Annotated in this window: 18 protein-coding genes; 3 read left to right on the forward strand and 15 right to left on the reverse strand. The window is 57.3% G+C overall.

Annotated elements, in window-relative coordinates; translation table 11 throughout:
* Positions 1-31: 31 nt before the first annotated feature.
* The 5 genes from tusB to fkpA form a co-directional block, all read right to left on the reverse strand.
* A complete protein-coding gene (tusB, locus tag SK53_RS18830) occupies positions 32-319 on the reverse strand; it encodes a sulfurtransferase complex subunit TusB (protein WP_015571409.1) in 288 nt (95 codons plus the stop codon).
* A gap of 7 nt (positions 320-326) precedes the next feature.
* Positions 327-686 carry a sulfurtransferase complex subunit TusC gene (tusC, locus tag SK53_RS18835; RefSeq protein ID WP_023323813.1) on the reverse strand — a complete coding sequence of 120 codons (360 nt, stop codon included), beginning with the start codon at positions 684-686 and terminating at the stop codon, positions 327-329.
* Positions 686-1,072, reverse strand: a complete 387-nt coding sequence (tusD, locus tag SK53_RS18840; RefSeq protein ID WP_003861699.1) for a sulfurtransferase complex subunit TusD — start codon at positions 1,070-1,072, stop codon at positions 686-688. The genes tusC and tusD overlap by 1 nt, the downstream gene beginning before the upstream one ends.
* The gene (locus SK53_RS18845) at positions 1,072-1,794 is read right to left on the reverse strand and encodes a helix-turn-helix transcriptional regulator (protein WP_003861697.1); all 723 of its coding nucleotides are present in this window, start codon (positions 1,792-1,794) and stop codon (positions 1,072-1,074) included. Before SK53_RS18845 ends, tusD begins: the two co-directional genes overlap by 1 nt.
* 167 nt (positions 1,795-1,961) lie before the next feature.
* Positions 1,962-2,780, reverse strand: coding sequence for an FKBP-type peptidyl-prolyl cis-trans isomerase (gene fkpA, locus SK53_RS18850; protein ID WP_003861695.1), 819 nt, complete (start codon positions 2,778-2,780; stop codon positions 1,962-1,964).
* Positions 2,781-3,018: 238 nt separating this feature from the next.
* Here fkpA and SK53_RS18855 point away from each other — a divergent pair, with 238 nt between their 5' ends.
* Positions 3,019-3,237, forward strand: a complete 219-nt coding sequence (locus tag SK53_RS18855; protein ID WP_003861693.1) for a protein SlyX — start codon at positions 3,019-3,021, stop codon at positions 3,235-3,237.
* A 51-nt stretch (positions 3,238-3,288) separates the two neighbouring features.
* Here SK53_RS18855 and slyD read toward each other — a convergent pair whose 3' ends face one another.
* The 4 genes from slyD to kefG form a co-directional block, all read right to left on the reverse strand.
* Positions 3,289-3,879, reverse strand: a complete 591-nt coding sequence (gene slyD / locus SK53_RS18860; protein ID WP_003861691.1) for a peptidylprolyl isomerase — start codon at positions 3,877-3,879, stop codon at positions 3,289-3,291.
* Positions 3,880-3,973: 94 nt separating this feature from the next.
* A complete protein-coding gene (locus tag SK53_RS18865; RefSeq protein ID WP_003861689.1) occupies positions 3,974-4,174 on the reverse strand; it encodes a YheV family putative zinc ribbon protein in 201 nt (66 codons plus the stop codon).
* 13 nt (positions 4,175-4,187) lie between these two features.
* Positions 4,188-5,993 (reverse strand): glutathione-regulated potassium-efflux system protein KefB, encoded by a 1,806-nt coding sequence (kefB, locus tag SK53_RS18870; RefSeq protein ID WP_048209880.1) that lies wholly within the window; start codon positions 5,991-5,993, stop codon positions 4,188-4,190.
* Positions 5,993-6,547 carry a glutathione-regulated potassium-efflux system ancillary protein KefG gene (gene kefG / locus SK53_RS18875; RefSeq protein WP_059288194.1) on the reverse strand — a complete coding sequence of 185 codons (555 nt, stop codon included), beginning with the start codon at positions 6,545-6,547 and terminating at the stop codon, positions 5,993-5,995. The genes kefB and kefG overlap by 1 nt, the downstream gene beginning before the upstream one ends.
* A 129-nt stretch (positions 6,548-6,676) precedes the next feature.
* Between kefG and SK53_RS18880 the strand changes: the two genes are divergently transcribed.
* On the forward strand, positions 6,677-8,581 hold the full coding sequence (locus tag SK53_RS18880) for an ABC transporter ATP-binding protein (protein WP_003861684.1): 1,905 nt from the start codon (positions 6,677-6,679) through the stop codon (positions 8,579-8,581).
* A 15-nt stretch (positions 8,582-8,596) separates the two neighbouring features.
* On the forward strand, positions 8,597-9,529 hold the full coding sequence (locus SK53_RS18885; RefSeq protein WP_023323815.1) for a LysR substrate-binding domain-containing protein: 933 nt from the start codon (positions 8,597-8,599) through the stop codon (positions 9,527-9,529).
* 39 nt (positions 9,530-9,568) lie between these two features.
* Here the strand turns inward: SK53_RS18885 and mdcH are convergent, their stop codons facing one another.
* The 6 genes from mdcH to mdcC all read right to left on the reverse strand — a co-directional run bounded on the left by mdcH (position 9,569) and on the right by mdcC (position 14,093).
* Complete coding sequence (gene mdcH / locus SK53_RS18890) at positions 9,569-10,465, reverse strand: malonate decarboxylase subunit epsilon (RefSeq protein ID WP_048209881.1); 897 nt, start codon at positions 10,463-10,465, stop codon at positions 9,569-9,571.
* Positions 10,465-11,082 carry a malonate decarboxylase holo-ACP synthase gene (locus SK53_RS18895; RefSeq protein ID WP_003861679.1) on the reverse strand — a complete coding sequence of 206 codons (618 nt, stop codon included), beginning with the start codon at positions 11,080-11,082 and terminating at the stop codon, positions 10,465-10,467. Before SK53_RS18895 ends, mdcH begins: the two co-directional genes overlap by 1 nt.
* Before the next feature lie 2 nt (positions 11,083-11,084).
* Complete coding sequence (locus SK53_RS18900; RefSeq protein WP_045343850.1) at positions 11,085-12,044, reverse strand: AEC family transporter; 960 nt, start codon at positions 12,042-12,044, stop codon at positions 11,085-11,087.
* Between the two features lie 123 nt (positions 12,045-12,167).
* Positions 12,168-12,968 (reverse strand): biotin-independent malonate decarboxylase subunit gamma, encoded by an 801-nt coding sequence (gene mdcE, locus SK53_RS18905; protein WP_048209882.1) that lies wholly within the window; start codon positions 12,966-12,968, stop codon positions 12,168-12,170.
* Positions 12,968-13,801, reverse strand: a complete 834-nt coding sequence (locus tag SK53_RS18910) for a biotin-independent malonate decarboxylase subunit beta (protein WP_003861672.1) — start codon at positions 13,799-13,801, stop codon at positions 12,968-12,970. Before SK53_RS18910 ends, mdcE begins: the two co-directional genes overlap by 1 nt.
* Positions 13,794-14,093, reverse strand: a complete 300-nt coding sequence (gene mdcC / locus SK53_RS18915) for a malonate decarboxylase acyl carrier protein (RefSeq protein WP_000411786.1) — start codon at positions 14,091-14,093, stop codon at positions 13,794-13,796. The genes SK53_RS18910 and mdcC overlap by 8 nt, the downstream gene beginning before the upstream one ends.
* Positions 14,094-14,102 lie beyond the last annotated feature (9 nt).

Raw genomic sequence — 14,102 nt, forward strand, 5'->3', positions numbered from 1 at the left:
AAGGTGTCAAGAAATATACAGCGATCTCAAATCACCAGTTCATTTGACTGGCGTGCGTCACAGTAAGATTGACGAAATCAGTATAGCCAACCACGTCAATTTTGGCTGAAATTTGACCAGAAAGACCCCGCGCATCCAGATCCTCTTTCAGCGCAGAGACTGTAATGGGGGCATTCGCGAGGATTTCAACAAAACGGCTGCCTTCAAGCGCCGCGAGCACGCCATCCTGAATCAGCAGCAGATCATCACCTTCGCGCAGCATGCTCAGTAACGTGTCGATATCACATTGCCACGGTGAACGGCTCAGGGTATGGAGCATGACAGCCTCAGAAAGTCAGAACGGTATCGTAGTGAGAGAGTTGTTCGCGCAGCGCAGCAGATGTCAGGATCGTCACGTCCAGCACGAACGGTGTTATCTCGTTTAACCCACGCGCGGCCAGCGAGTCGGCGCACACATAGAAGGTTTCAATGTCATAGAGCGGCAGAACTTTAAAGGTCGCAATGTAGTCGCGCGCAAGAATGGCCTGCGGTTGTTGGCCTGCAAGAAGCTGGAATACGCCATCGCCTAAAAAGAAGACGCCGATATCTTCGGTTAATGCCGATGTCGCGAGCAATGCATCCAGCCCTTCCCGGCCTGAAGCGCTGCCATGCGGCGCAGAAGTAAAAACAAACGCTACGCGCTTCATCAAAATTGCACCACTCTGTCGCAGGTCAACGCCGCCTGTGCCAGGGCACCTAGACCACTGAGGGAAAAGCCCGGTTGCAGGTTAGCCCCCGCCAGACCAAGGCGTTCGGCTTCGGTCGCATCCGTCACGCCGCGACGCAGTGCCGCCGCGACGCAGATATGCAGGTCAACGCCCTGCGTTTCGTTTAATTTTTGCCAGGCGCGCACAAGGTCAAACTCATCGCTCGCCGGGGACGTAAACTGGTTCGCGTTATAGACCCCTTCACGATAGAAGAAGACGCTTGCCAGTTCATGACCGGCATCAAGCAGCGCATGGGCAAACTGTAGCGCGCTGCTGGCCTGCTGGGTACCGTACGCCGGGCCCGTCACCATTAACGCAAAACGCATTACTTGTCTTGTCCCAGAAAGTCGCCGCTTTTGAACTGGCGAATATAGAGGTAAACCGTGTGTTTGGAGATATTCAGGCGATCGGCCACCTGGTTGATGGCATCTTTGATATCAAAAATCCCTTTCTCATAGAGGTTCAGGACGATCTGACGATTCTTGGCGTTGTTGGATACGTTGCGATCGGCATTCACCTCTTCAATGGTGAACTCCAGCGTCTGGGTCACGAGATCCTCAACCGAAGAAGCAAAGTTCACCGATGAGCCCACGTCCGGCGTTTCTGGCGGGATGAAGGTGCTCATGATTTGCGAGAATGGCACATCAAGGTTCATGTTGATGCACAGCAAACCGATTACCCGGTGTTCGCGGTTTCTAATCGCGATCGTTTCTGATTTCATCAGCACGCCGCTTTTGGCGCGGGTGAAATAGCATTTTGAGACGCTGCTGTCCGCGCCGGTCATGTCATGCAACATACGCAATGCAAGGTCGGTGATTGGCGAACCAATTTTACGGCCAGTGTGCTCACCATTCGCAATGCGGATAGCGGAACACTTAAGATCTTGCAGGGAATGCAATACGATTTCGCAGTGGGAACCAATGAGCATCGCTAACCCGTCCACTACCGCTTCGTAGGATTTCAGAATATCGAAGTCGGTCTGATCAAATGGACGTTGATCCAGCAAATCAAGTTCACTGGTTTCGTTGGTTAAAAGCGACCTGGACATGAAAAAAACACTCCTTTTCAGGAGCCTGTCGTTAGGTTTTCAGGGCAGGCTCATTATCTACACGGACAACTAAATTAATACAGCGTGTATAACGCTTTCCAGTGTTAATTATATCTGCCCCACAATAAAAAAACCGCCGCCTGTAAAGGCGGCGGTTTTTTTCAGCATTACTTCTTAGCTGCTGCGGCTTTGTCGTCAGCCGGTGCGTCTGTTTTCGCATCCGCTTTCGGCGCCGGTTTGATGTCCAACAGTTCTACATCAAATACCAGCGTGGAGTTAGCCGGGATACCCGGAACGCCGGTTTTGCCGTAAGCCAGATCCGGTGGGATGACCAGCTTGATTTTACCGCCTTTCTTGATGTTCTTCAGGCCTTCGGTCCAGCCCGGGATCACACCATCCAGACGGAAGGAGAGAGGCTCACCACGGGTATAAGAGTTATCGAACTCTTTACCGTCGATCAGCGTACCTTTGTAGTTCACCACAACGGTGTCGCTGTCTTTAGGCGCGTCGCCAGTACCTTCTTTCTCAACCTTATAGATCAGGCCAGTAGAAGACGTTTTAACGCCTTTCTCTTTAGCGAACTTGTCGCGGTAGGCTTTGCCTTTCGCTTCGTTATCTTTTGCATCTGCTTCCATCTTGGTCTGAGCGGCGCCTTTCACGCGCGCTTCAAACGCTTGCAGAGTCTGCTCGATTTCCTGGTCAGACAGTTTGCTCTTGTCTGCGAACGCATCCTGGACCCCTGCGATCAGCTGGTTTTTGTCCAGTTTGATGCCCAGTTTCTCTTGTTCTTTCAGAGAGTTTTCCATGTAACGACCCAGAGACGCGCCAAGTGCGTAGGCGGATTTCTGGTCGTCATTTTTGAATGCCGCTTTGCTGTCTGTAGTCGCAGCAGGCTTCGCAGCAGTATCAGCAGCGAAAGACAGCGGCGCATTGAGCGCTACAGCCATAGTGGTCGCCAGCAGCGTAACTTTAAACAGTGATTTCATCCATATCTCCAGGACCTGAGGTCTCTCACCCCAGTGTTAAACGTAAATGAGTGACGTACTATAAAACGTTGTGGAAGAAATCTACAGACAGACTCCCCCGAATGTCGCTTCTTTTCAGACTATTTTTGTTTAAATAAGTTTCTTGTCAGGGAGATGGATACTGTACTTAAGGAAAAAGTCAGCTAAACTTCGCCGCCGCTGGTCCATTATGGCGAACGACAGATAAACGAGGTGAATGATGAAGGATACAACGATCGAAGCGAGACTGGCTGAGCTGGAAAGCCGCCTGGCTTTTCAGGACATCACCATCGAAGAACTGAACCAGACCGTGACGGCCCATGAGCTTGAAATGGCAAAACTGCGCGATCACATGCGCCTGCTGACGGAAAAGCTGAAGGCCACGCAGCCGTCAAACATTGCCTCTCAGTCAGAAGAGACGCCACCACCTCATTATTGAGGCGTAAAAAAAGCGGGATTATCCCGCTTTTTTATTTTCCGGAGTACGGAATCAGTGGCAACCGCAGCCGCCGTTACCGCAACCACCTTTACCGTGGCCGTGGTCATGACCATGGTCGTGGCCGTGACCACCGCAGCAGCCGTCATGGCCGTGATCGTGGTCATGGTCGTGACCGTGCGCACCGTGAACGTGGCCATGAGCCAGCTCTTCTTCAGTCGCTTCACGGATCGCAACAACTTCTACGTTGAACTTCAGGTTCTGACCCGCCAGCATGTGGTTGCCGTCAACTACAACGTGGTCGTCTTCAACTTCAGTGATTTCAACCGGAACCGGACCCTGGTCAGTTTCCGCCAGGAAGCGCATGCCAACCTGCAACTCGTCAACGCCCATGAATACGTCTTTAGGAACGCGCTGAACCAGGTTGTCGTCATACTGACCGTAAGCGTCGTTCGCGCCTACAGCAACGTCGAATTTGTCGCCAACTTCATGGCCTTCCAGCGCCGTTTCCAGGCCGGAAATCAGGGAACCGTGACCATGCAGGTAGTCCAGCGGCGCACTCACCGGAGACTCATCAACCAACACACCGTCTTCTGTACGTACCTGATAGGCCAGGCTGACCACCAGGTCTTTTGCTACTTTCATGATATCTCCTGAGCGTGGGAAAATTGCTGGCGCAGATTGTAGCGGAAATCTGCACCCGTGTACCCTTAAGCTTAAAAAAACTCAGAGCATATCGCTAGTCTGGATGAAAAATGCCGATCACTTGCTCTTCTTTGCGAACATGATCGCGGGCTTCTTTGTCGGCCTCACGCATCTGGTGACCGCACTTAACACATTCAACGATATCGATATTATTTTCACGCCACATGGCCAGCGTATCTTGCGCCTGGCAGGATGGGCATTTTGCGCCCGCGATAAAGCGTTTACGTACAGCCATCTTTCGTTACCCTTTATTCAAATTCATCCCAGCCGTCGAGCTGGCGTCGTTCCTGTTGCATCTCACGCTGGAAGATCTCCTCCAGTTCGCGACGCGCTTCCCGCACGCGGGAGATCTGCGCCGTGTCGCTGTGCACGGGCATCAGTTCACGCAGCATTCGCATATCCAGCCTGCGGAAATGCATCTGGGCGCGTTGCGCCTGATGAGGATGCATACCCAGCGAAACCAGCGCCTTGCGTCCCAGCTCCAGCGCGCTGGAGAAGGTTTCGCGGGAGAAGTGTTTCACACCCGCCTGCAAAAGTTCGTGAGCCTCCACACGTCCACGCGCACGCGCCAGAATATGCAGATGCGGGAAATGCTGCTGGCACAGCTCCACCAGCTTCATCGTGTCTTCCGGATCGTTACAGGTGATGACGATGGACTCCGCAGCCTCTGCGCCCGCCGAGCGCAACAGCTCAAGCTGCGTCGCATCGCCGTAGTACACCTTATAACCATATTTGCGCATCAGGTTGACGGCGCTGATATCGCGCTCCAGCACCGTAATGCGCATTTTATTTGCCATCAACAGGCGACCAATCACCTGCCCGAAGCGGCCAAAGCCCACGACGATCACCTGCGGCTTATCGTCCTCCACCCACGGCGTTTCATCTTCATCGTCTGCGGGATTCAGGCGGCGCGACAGCAGTTTGTCCACCAGCTTCATCAGCAGCGGGGTGGTCATCATCGACAGCGTGACCGTCACCAGCAGCAGCGCCATCTGGTCATCTTTGAACAGCTTCTGAGACGACGCCGTGGAAAACAGCACAAACGCAAATTCTCCCCCCTGGCTTAACACGCTGGAAAACTGCATTCTTTCCGAGCTGCGCAGCCCGTAAATCCTCGCGAGGAGATACAGCACCAGCGTTTTGACCGCCACCAGCACGGCGACACTCGCAATAACCCACAGCAGATGGGTATAGAGCACGCCAAGATTAAGCGCCATACCCACCGAGATAAAGAACAGCCCTAGCAGCAGCCCCTTAAACGGATCGATGGCGGTCTCCAGCTCGTGGCGGTACTCGCTTTCCGCAAGCAGCACCCCGGCGATAAACGTCCCAAGCGCCATCGACAGCCCCAGCGCATCCATAAACAGCGCTGAGCCAAGCACCAGCAGCAGCGTTGCGGCGGTGAATACCTCGCGCACGCCGGATGCTGCAATAAACCGGAATACCGGACGCAGTAAAAACCGTCCGCCGATCAGCATCCCCGCGAAGGCCAGCACCTTAATGGAAATCTTCATCCAGTCGAAATGATCGTCTCCGGATCCCGCCAGCAGCGGCACCAGCGCCAGCGCCGGGATCACCGCTAAATCCTGGAACAGCAGCACCGAAAAGCCCAGTTGCCCCGCCTCGTTGCGGTTCATCCCTTTGTCGCGCATCAGCTGAAGCGCCATCGCCGTCGACGACATCGCAAGACCGATCCCGCCAATCACCGCGGCCTGCCAGGAAAACTGCGTCAACATCAGCAGTCCCGCGAGAATGGCCGCGCTGAGTAACACCTGCGCCGCCCCGACGCCAAAAATAGATTGCCGCAGCTGCCACAGCTTGGAGGGGTTCAGCTCAAGGCCAATGATGAACATCAGGAAGACCACGCCCAGTTCAGAGAAGTGAAGAATTTCATCCACATCGCTGATAAACCCAAGCCCCCAGGGGCCAATGGCTATCCCCGCCAGCAAATAACCCAGCACCGCGCCAATGCCGAGACGCGCGGCAAGCGGGACCGCGACGACGGCGGCGAACAAAAACAGCACCCCGGCAAGGAGTAAATTCGAACCGTCCATTAGCGTCCTCCCGCCGGAATCGGTGACGCCAGCCATTCGCCATAGGCCCTGGCATGGCTCGCCAGCGCTTTCGGATCCTGCCGCCGTGCCCAGTAGATAATAATCGGGCTCATCCAGTGCATACGGCACATCGCCGCCGTCAGCTCAAACGGCCGCAGAATGTCGCTCATGGGGTAACGGTTCAGCCCGTCGTGACGGTAAGCGCTTTCCGGCTCACCGGTGGTAATGACACTCCGCCAGTACTTTCCCGCCAGCTGGTTGCCCCCCACCCCGCTGGAGAAGCCCCGGCTCAGCACGCGGTCCAGCCACTCTTTCAGCAGTGCCGGACAGCTGTAGGTATAAAGCGGATGCTGGAACACAATCACGTCGTGCTGACGCAGCAGTTCCTGCTCGTAAGGAATATCGATAAAAAAATCGGGATAGTGCGCGTAGAGATCGTGCACCGTTACGTTACTGAGCTGTGTGGCCGGCTTAAGCAGCACCCGGTTCGCCACCGAGTCCTGTGATTCCGGATGGGCATACAGCAGCAGCACTTTCGCTGTCTGAGACATCATTCCCCTCCCGGTTCTGTTTTTGTGTATTGTTGTCGTTTTGGGCTACCATGGCGGCCCGGTGGGGAAAATGGCCCACACCTTACATTATCATAATGACAAATTAACATAGTCGGAACATACGGCGCTTCTATGATTGTTTTCTCCTCGTTACAAATTCGTCGCGGCGTGCGCGTCCTGCTGGATAACGCGACTGCTACCATCAACCCGGGCCAGAAAGTGGGGCTGGTCGGCAAAAACGGCTGCGGTAAATCCACCCTGCTGGCACTGCTGAAAAACGAGATAAGCGCGGATGGCGGTAACTTTACATTCCCGGGCAACTGGCAGCTCGCCTGGGTGAACCAGGAGACGCCCGCGCTGAGCGAACCCGCGCTCGACTATGTTATCGACGGCGACCGTGAATACCGCAAGCTCGAAGCAGAGCTCAACGCCGCCAACGAACGCAACGACGGCCACGCCATCGCCACCGTCCACGGCAAGCTGGACGCCATCGATGCCTGGACCATTCGCTCCCGCGCCTCCAGCCTGCTGCACGGCCTGGGTTTCAGCAACGAACAGCTTGAACGCCCGGTGAGCGATTTCTCCGGCGGCTGGCGTATGCGCCTCAACCTGGCGCAGGCGCTGATCTGCCGCTCCGACCTCCTGCTGCTCGATGAACCCACCAACCACCTCGATCTTGATGCGGTTATTTGGCTGGAGAAGTGGCTCAAGAGCTATCAGGGCACTCTGATTCTGATCTCCCACGACCGCGACTTCCTCGATCCGGTGGTGGATAAAATCATTCATATCGAACAGCAAAGCATGTTCGAGTACACCGGCAACTACAGCTCTTTCGAGCGCCAGCGCGCGACGCGCCTTGCCCAGCAACAGGCGATGTATGAAAGCCAGCAGCAGCGCGTGGCGCACCTGCAAAGCTTTGTGGATCGTTTCAAGGCCAAGGCGTCAAAAGCCAAGCAGGCGCAGAGCCGCATCAAGATGCTGGAACGCATGGAGATGATCGCCCCCGCGCACGTGGATAACCCGTTCCACTTCAGTTTCCGCGAGCCGGAGAGCCTGCCGAACCCGCTGCTGAAAATGGAAAAAGTGAGCGCAGGCTATGGCGATCGCATTATTCTCGACTCTATTAAGCTTAACCTGGTGCCGGGTTCACGCATTGGCCTGCTGGGGCGTAACGGCGCCGGTAAATCCACGCTGATCAAGCTGCTGGCGGGCGAGCTTAACCCGGTCAGCGGCGAAATCGGCCTGGCGAAGGGCATTAAGCTTGGCTACTTCGCCCAGCATCAGCTGGAATTTTTACGCGCGGATGAATCGCCAATTCAGCACCTGGCTCGCCTGGCGCCGCAGGAGATGGAGCAAAAGCTGCGCGACTACCTCGGCGGCTTTGGCTTCCAGGGCGATAAGGTGACTGAAAATACAGCGCGTTTCTCCGGCGGTGAAAAAGCCCGTCTGGTGCTGGCGCTGATCGTCTGGCAGCGTCCAAACCTGCTGCTGCTTGATGAACCAACCAACCACCTCGATCTCGACATGCGTCAGGCGCTGACCGAAGCGCTGATTGAGTTCGAAGGGGCGCTGGTTGTCGTGTCGCACGATCGCCACCTGATCCGCTCCACCACCGACGATCTCTATCTGGTACACGGCGGCAAAGTTGAACCGTTTGACGGCGACCTGGAAGACTACCAGCAGTGGCTGACGGACGTGCAGAAGCAGGAAAACCAGCCGGAAGAGTCAGCGAAAGACAACGCCAACAGCGCCCAGGCGCGTAAAGACCAGAAGCGCCGTGAAGCGGAGCTGCGCACCCAGACGCAACCGCTGCGTAAAGAGATTGCCCGCCTCGAAAAAGAGATGGAAAAGCTCAACGCCACGCTTGCTGCCGTCGAAGAGAAGCTGGGCGACAGCGAACTGTACGATCAGAGCCGCAAAGCGGAGCTGACGGACTGTCTGCAAACTCAGGCGAAAACCAAATCCAGCCTCGAAGAGTGCGAAATGGCATGGCTGGACGCGCAGGAACAGCTGGAAGCGATGCTGCAAGCCGACTAACACGCCGGGAGGGTTATGAGCTTCGATACCACGAGCGAGATTACATTCCGTAAGCTCAGCATCTTCATGACGTTCATGGAGAAGGGCAATATCGCACGTACCGCCGAAACGCTCGGCCTGAGCGGTGTCAGCGTGCACCGCGCGCTGCATACCCTCGAAGAGAACGTCCGCTGCCCGCTCTTTGCTCACAAAGGGCGTAACCTGATTGCCCTCCCCTCCGCATGGACGCTGCTGGAGTATTGTCAGGAGGTGATGCAGGTGATGGAGCGCGGGCTGGAAGAGTCGCGCAAGATCGCCGGTATCGGCCAGGGACGGTTGCGCGTCGGCACGCTCTACTCGCTGACTCTGGAAACCGTGCCGCGTCTGATAATGGGCATGAAGCTGCGCCGTCCGGATCTGGAGATGGATCTGACGATGGGCTCGAACGAAACCCTGCTCCATATGCTGGATGAGGGATCGCTGGATGCGATTTTAATCTCTATCTCCGAGAGCGATATCGACCGTAACAGCCTCGAAGTGCTTCCTCTGTTCCATGACGATATTTTCCTTGCCGCACCGGCTTCTGCCACGCTGAATACCAGCGGCCCCGCCGATCTGCGTGATTATAAAGATCAGAAATTTGTCGCCCTCGCGGAAGGGTTCGCCACTTACGCCGGGTTTCAGGAAGCGTTTCATATCGCCGGTTTTGAGCCGGAGATTGTGACGCGCGTGAACGATATCTTTTCGATGCTGAGCCTGGTGCAGGCGGGGGTCGGGTTTACACTGATGCCGGGCAGGATGAAGAAAGTGTACGAAAATTCGGTGCAGCTACTGAAGCTGGCGCAGCCGTACCAGATGCAGCAGCTGATTGCGATCGTCTTTGCCCGCAACCGCGAGCAGGATCCGAGCCTGCGGGCGCTGGCCGCGGAAGGGCGGATGTATGCCAGAAGTTTGCAGGATAGTGCCTGATGTTATTGCCCGGTGGCGCTACGCTTACCGGGCAAAAAGTCACCGCTGAAGCCGACCCGCCAGATGCACCGCCACGTCCACTCCGCTGCGCTCCAGCGAAATGGATTCGCCTTCCCACGCCGCCTGCCGCGTCAGACAGGTCAGAATACCCCCTGGCGGCATCTCAATCGCCAGACGCGCTTCGCGCTCGTTAGCGGAAATCACCGCCTCCTGCCAGCGCACGGTTCGCGCCATATTCATCGCCAGGTCGTCGGCAATTTTCTCCGGCTGCCAAAGCACGCGCCCGGTACTGCCGCTCAGGTACGCGCAGCGGGGGCGTGAAAGCGTGACTGATTCAAACGCCGCGGCCAGCTTCTGCGCCGGTTCCGCCAGCAGTTCACAGTGCGACGGTACGCTTACCGCCAGCCGTTTGGCCTTGTTCGCGCCCTTCGCCAGCGCGCGTTCGGCTACCTGCGCCATGCCGTCATCGGCTCCGGCAATCACGATCTGCGTTTCGGCGTTCAGGTTAGCGATATAGGTTCCTGTCCCCTGAATCAGGTTTTCCACCTGGGGCAGGGTCAACCCCATTATCGCCGTCAGGCCGTAGCCGTGGGGATACGCCTGCTCCATCAGATCGCCGCGCAGCGCCACCAGCTTCAGCGCGTCCGTAAAGTCCAGCACACCGGCGATAACCGCCGCAGGATAAGCGCCAATGGACAGACCGCTGACAATATCCGGCGACACGCCGCGACGTTCCAGCTCGCGCGCCCAGGTCACGCCTGCAATCAACAGCGAAAGCTGAACCGCGCGGGTGTGGGTTAACGAGGATGCGCTGTCCACGGTATCGACTTCCGCCCCCAGCACAGCACGGGCCTGCTCCAGCTCCGTTCCCGGCAGGTTTTGCAGCATACCTTCGTGCTGTGTGCCCTGCCCCGGAAAGGTAAACAATATTTTCATTACTCCTCCCTGTGCCATGGATCCGCTACCAGGCGCGGCCCATATTGTGTTTTTAGCAGCGTTTTGCCGTCGCGTAACCATTCCGCCAGCGCGAATCCGCCCTCGGGCGTATCCACCTGTGTATCCGCCCGGCACAACGCACGACTGAGCTGAGCCTGCCAGTCAGTAAACGCCTCAGGGGAAACGGTACACGGGGCGCGGATCAGCAGATCGAGATCGCTGTCGGCGTGGATCACCGGAATGCCGGTCGCCAGCGCGTAACCCGTACTGCCGGTTATCCCCCACGTCCACGGCCATGACTGCTGCGCAAGCTGAAGCGCCACCTGAACCGGCGGCTGGGTGATAAACGGCGAACGCAGCAGGTCGGCGGCAACGCTCAAATCTTCGGGCGACACCACGCGCAACACGTTCTCAGGCTTCACCCATCCGGCCGCCCGCTGGTCGCGGCGCAATCCGCGCACGCCAACGGGAATACGGCCTTCATTATCAACATCACGCCGTACCACTACCGGTAGCCCGGTATGCCAGGCCGCGTCCACCCAGGATTCAGTAATCCCTTCCAGGGCGTCGCGCGCGGTAAGCCAGATGAGGTCGTGTGGGCGTAATGTTGTGGTCATGATTACATTCCTGAAGTCAGCGAGATAAACAGCGGCAGCGACAGGATACACAGTATGGAGCTCAACAGCAGCACGGCTTCAGCATCCGGCGACTGCACGCCAAAGCGGTTACCGAACACCACGCCAAAGAAGCCCGCGGACAGCGCAATCATCAGGATGGCGGTGATCGCCACGGAGCCGTGCAGACCGAAGATTAAAACGATACCCCAGGCAATCGCTGGCTGGATCAGCAGCTTGGCGATAGTAGAAGTGATCACCATGGTGTTGATCTGGAGCTTACGGGCAGAGAGGATCACGCCGGTCAGGAACAGCGCCGCAGCGGTCGCGGACAGTCCCAGCGGTTTAATCGCCGCCAGCACCAGCTCCGGCATTTTGATGCCGATAGCGGACAGGATCACACCCAGCAGCGGGCCCATCACGATCGGTTTTTTAATGGAACGCCACATCAGCACCGGCAGCATGGAAAGCGTTGAACCGGAGTTATTGCCTTCGGCGCGGGCTTTCTCACGCTCCAGAATCAGCAGGCAGAACGGGGTCATCAGCACTGAACCACAGGCGATGGAGACCGCCACGGACAGCGACGTTGAAGAGCCTTCGCCCAGCACGCTGCCCAGAATCGGCAGGCCAAGCGCCGCGTAGTTTGGCAGGGCGACGGTAAGCGTCAGCACGGCCGCATCTTGCGGGGATTTTTTAAATACGTTTGTCGCGAGGAAGTAGATGACCGCATAGGTGATCCACATCGCCAGGGTGAGCACCAGGATCAGCGGCGACTGCGCCACGATGCCGGTCCACGAGGTTTGCACGGTGGCGCTGAATAGCGCGGCCGGGAGTGCAAAATCCATCACGAAGATATTCAGCAGGGAAACATTTTTGTTATCGACCATCTTTGCCTTACCGGCCCAGAATCCCAGCAGCATGATGACGAAAATCGGTGCAAGAGCATGAACAATTACGTAAGTCATAAATCACCTGTAGTAAAAAAGTTTAAGCACTGGCGCGATGTTTATTATTTTCAGGATGCAGGTTCCCGCGTGGACGCAACGGGCGCGCCCACGGGGTGATGCATCTGGCAGGTCTCTTTTTACTTACCAGCTGGCTCGCATACGTTCACGTACGAGCGCTGAGCTGCGGCGGTTGTCAGCACCCAGACGGTTTTTCAACGTGGTGTCCTGACGAGCGTCACTGATGGCCTGTTGCAGGGTGGTTTTCACCCGCGTCAGATCGCTTTCGGAAGGGGCATCCGGATTGCTGATATCCAGCAGGTCGGAAAGCAGCCCCAGCGTGGCGTAGTTGCTGATGTCGTACGCCATTGGCGGAATGGTTGCCGCCAGTTTTTCCAGCGCCTCAACGGTACGCAGCGTAATGCGCGCCGCAGACTCTTTGCCCATGGCGTGGATCAGCACGCCTTTATCGTTGAAGGCAATCAGACGGTTAGCCTGGTAGCCGTGCGCCAGAAACGCGCCGGACATGGCCTTACCGACGATAAGACCAATCACCTGATGACCTGCCAGCCGCGCATTAGCGTAGGCGGCAGCGGCGCCGGCCAGCGCCTGGTGGATGCCAAACGCCTCTTCGCGACGGCCATAGGCCTGGCTTGGGACGTCGATTACCGCCACAATCGGGCGCTTCACGGCTTTATCTGCATCAGCGGCAACGGTTTCGCTGACCACTTTTGCCAGCGTCCAGCCTTCCAGCAGGCCGACTTCCCCTTGCGCCGCGCGCGGGAAGTGGTTGTTGGCGTCCGGCACCACGGCGACAAAACGCACCGTTTCACCGTTCAGCTCGCCGTCTGCGGCCTGCACGGACGGGCATAACCCCTCCAGACGTTTCGCGTTCGGGGCCAGAGTTTCCAGCCAGAGTTCGCCACGGCTAATTGAGTTAGTCATCATTTCACCTCCCGGGCAAAAAGCGCTTTAATCTGTTCGGCATCGGCCTGTTTGCGGGTGTCGAAATTCGTCAGACGGTTCAGATAATCGTCGTAGTTATCGGTGCGATGTTTCGCCGGTACGCCTTTGGCGATGGCCTCGTTCATCGCGGCTTTCACCGCGTTCACGCCGTCGCCGACGAGCGCGTCCACCAGCCCGCTTTCATAGCGCACTTCGCCGCCGGTCATGCTCCAGATAAACGGACGGTCGCGGGAGTCGTACTCTTCAATGCCCGCTTCCTGCTCAATAACCTGCGGGCCGTTGAGGCCAAGACGCGCTTCGCGGGTCACAATCAGATAGCTGCACAGCGCCGCGGCGATGGACATCCCGCCGAAGCAGCCTACGGTCCCGGCGACAATCCCGACGACCGGGGTATAGCGACGCAGGTCAACGATCGCGGCGTGGATATCGGCAATCGCCGCCAGGCCAAGGTTGGCTTCCTGCAAACGTACGCCACCGGTTTCGAGGCACAGTACCGCCTGAGTCGGAATGCCGTTGCGGTTATCTTCCGCCGCCAGCTCCAGCGCCGCCGCCATTTTGGCGCCGGACACTTCGCCCATGCTGCCGCCCTGGAAGGTGCCTTCAATCGCCACCACCACCGCAGGCTGGCCGTTGATGGTCCCTTTCGCGACCACCATGCCGTCATCAGCCTGAGGAACAATCCCCTGTGGCCCAAGCCATGGAGAAATAATGCCTTCGAACGGATCCAGCAGTTCGCGGTAGCTGCCGTCGTCGAGCAGCGCCTGTGCACGCTGGCGCGCTTTTAGTTCGATAAAGCTGCTGTCATCACGCATGATTCACCCCTTCAAAGACCTGTTCGATACGAATGCGTGCCACACCCGGCGTCGCGCCGAAGTCGTGGATGGTCAGCTTACCTGCGGGCAGGCTGCTGACGGTTTGCAGGCGGTTGAACAACGCCTCCCAGCGCCCGCGGCTGTTGTCGACGGAGGTGGTGATATCAATGGTTAAGGTCTGGCCCGGTTCGGCGGTGAAAAGCACCTCCATATCCCCGGAACCGACTACCCCTGCCAGCGCCCTGCCGCTTACTTCGCGGCTGGCGGGCACGGTCAATGTGATTTTTTCCATAACATCCTC

The organism is Enterobacter sp. MGH119 (assembly GCF_001037675.1).
GTDB classification, from domain to species: Bacteria; Pseudomonadota; Gammaproteobacteria; order Enterobacterales; family Enterobacteriaceae; genus Enterobacter; species Enterobacter hormaechei_C.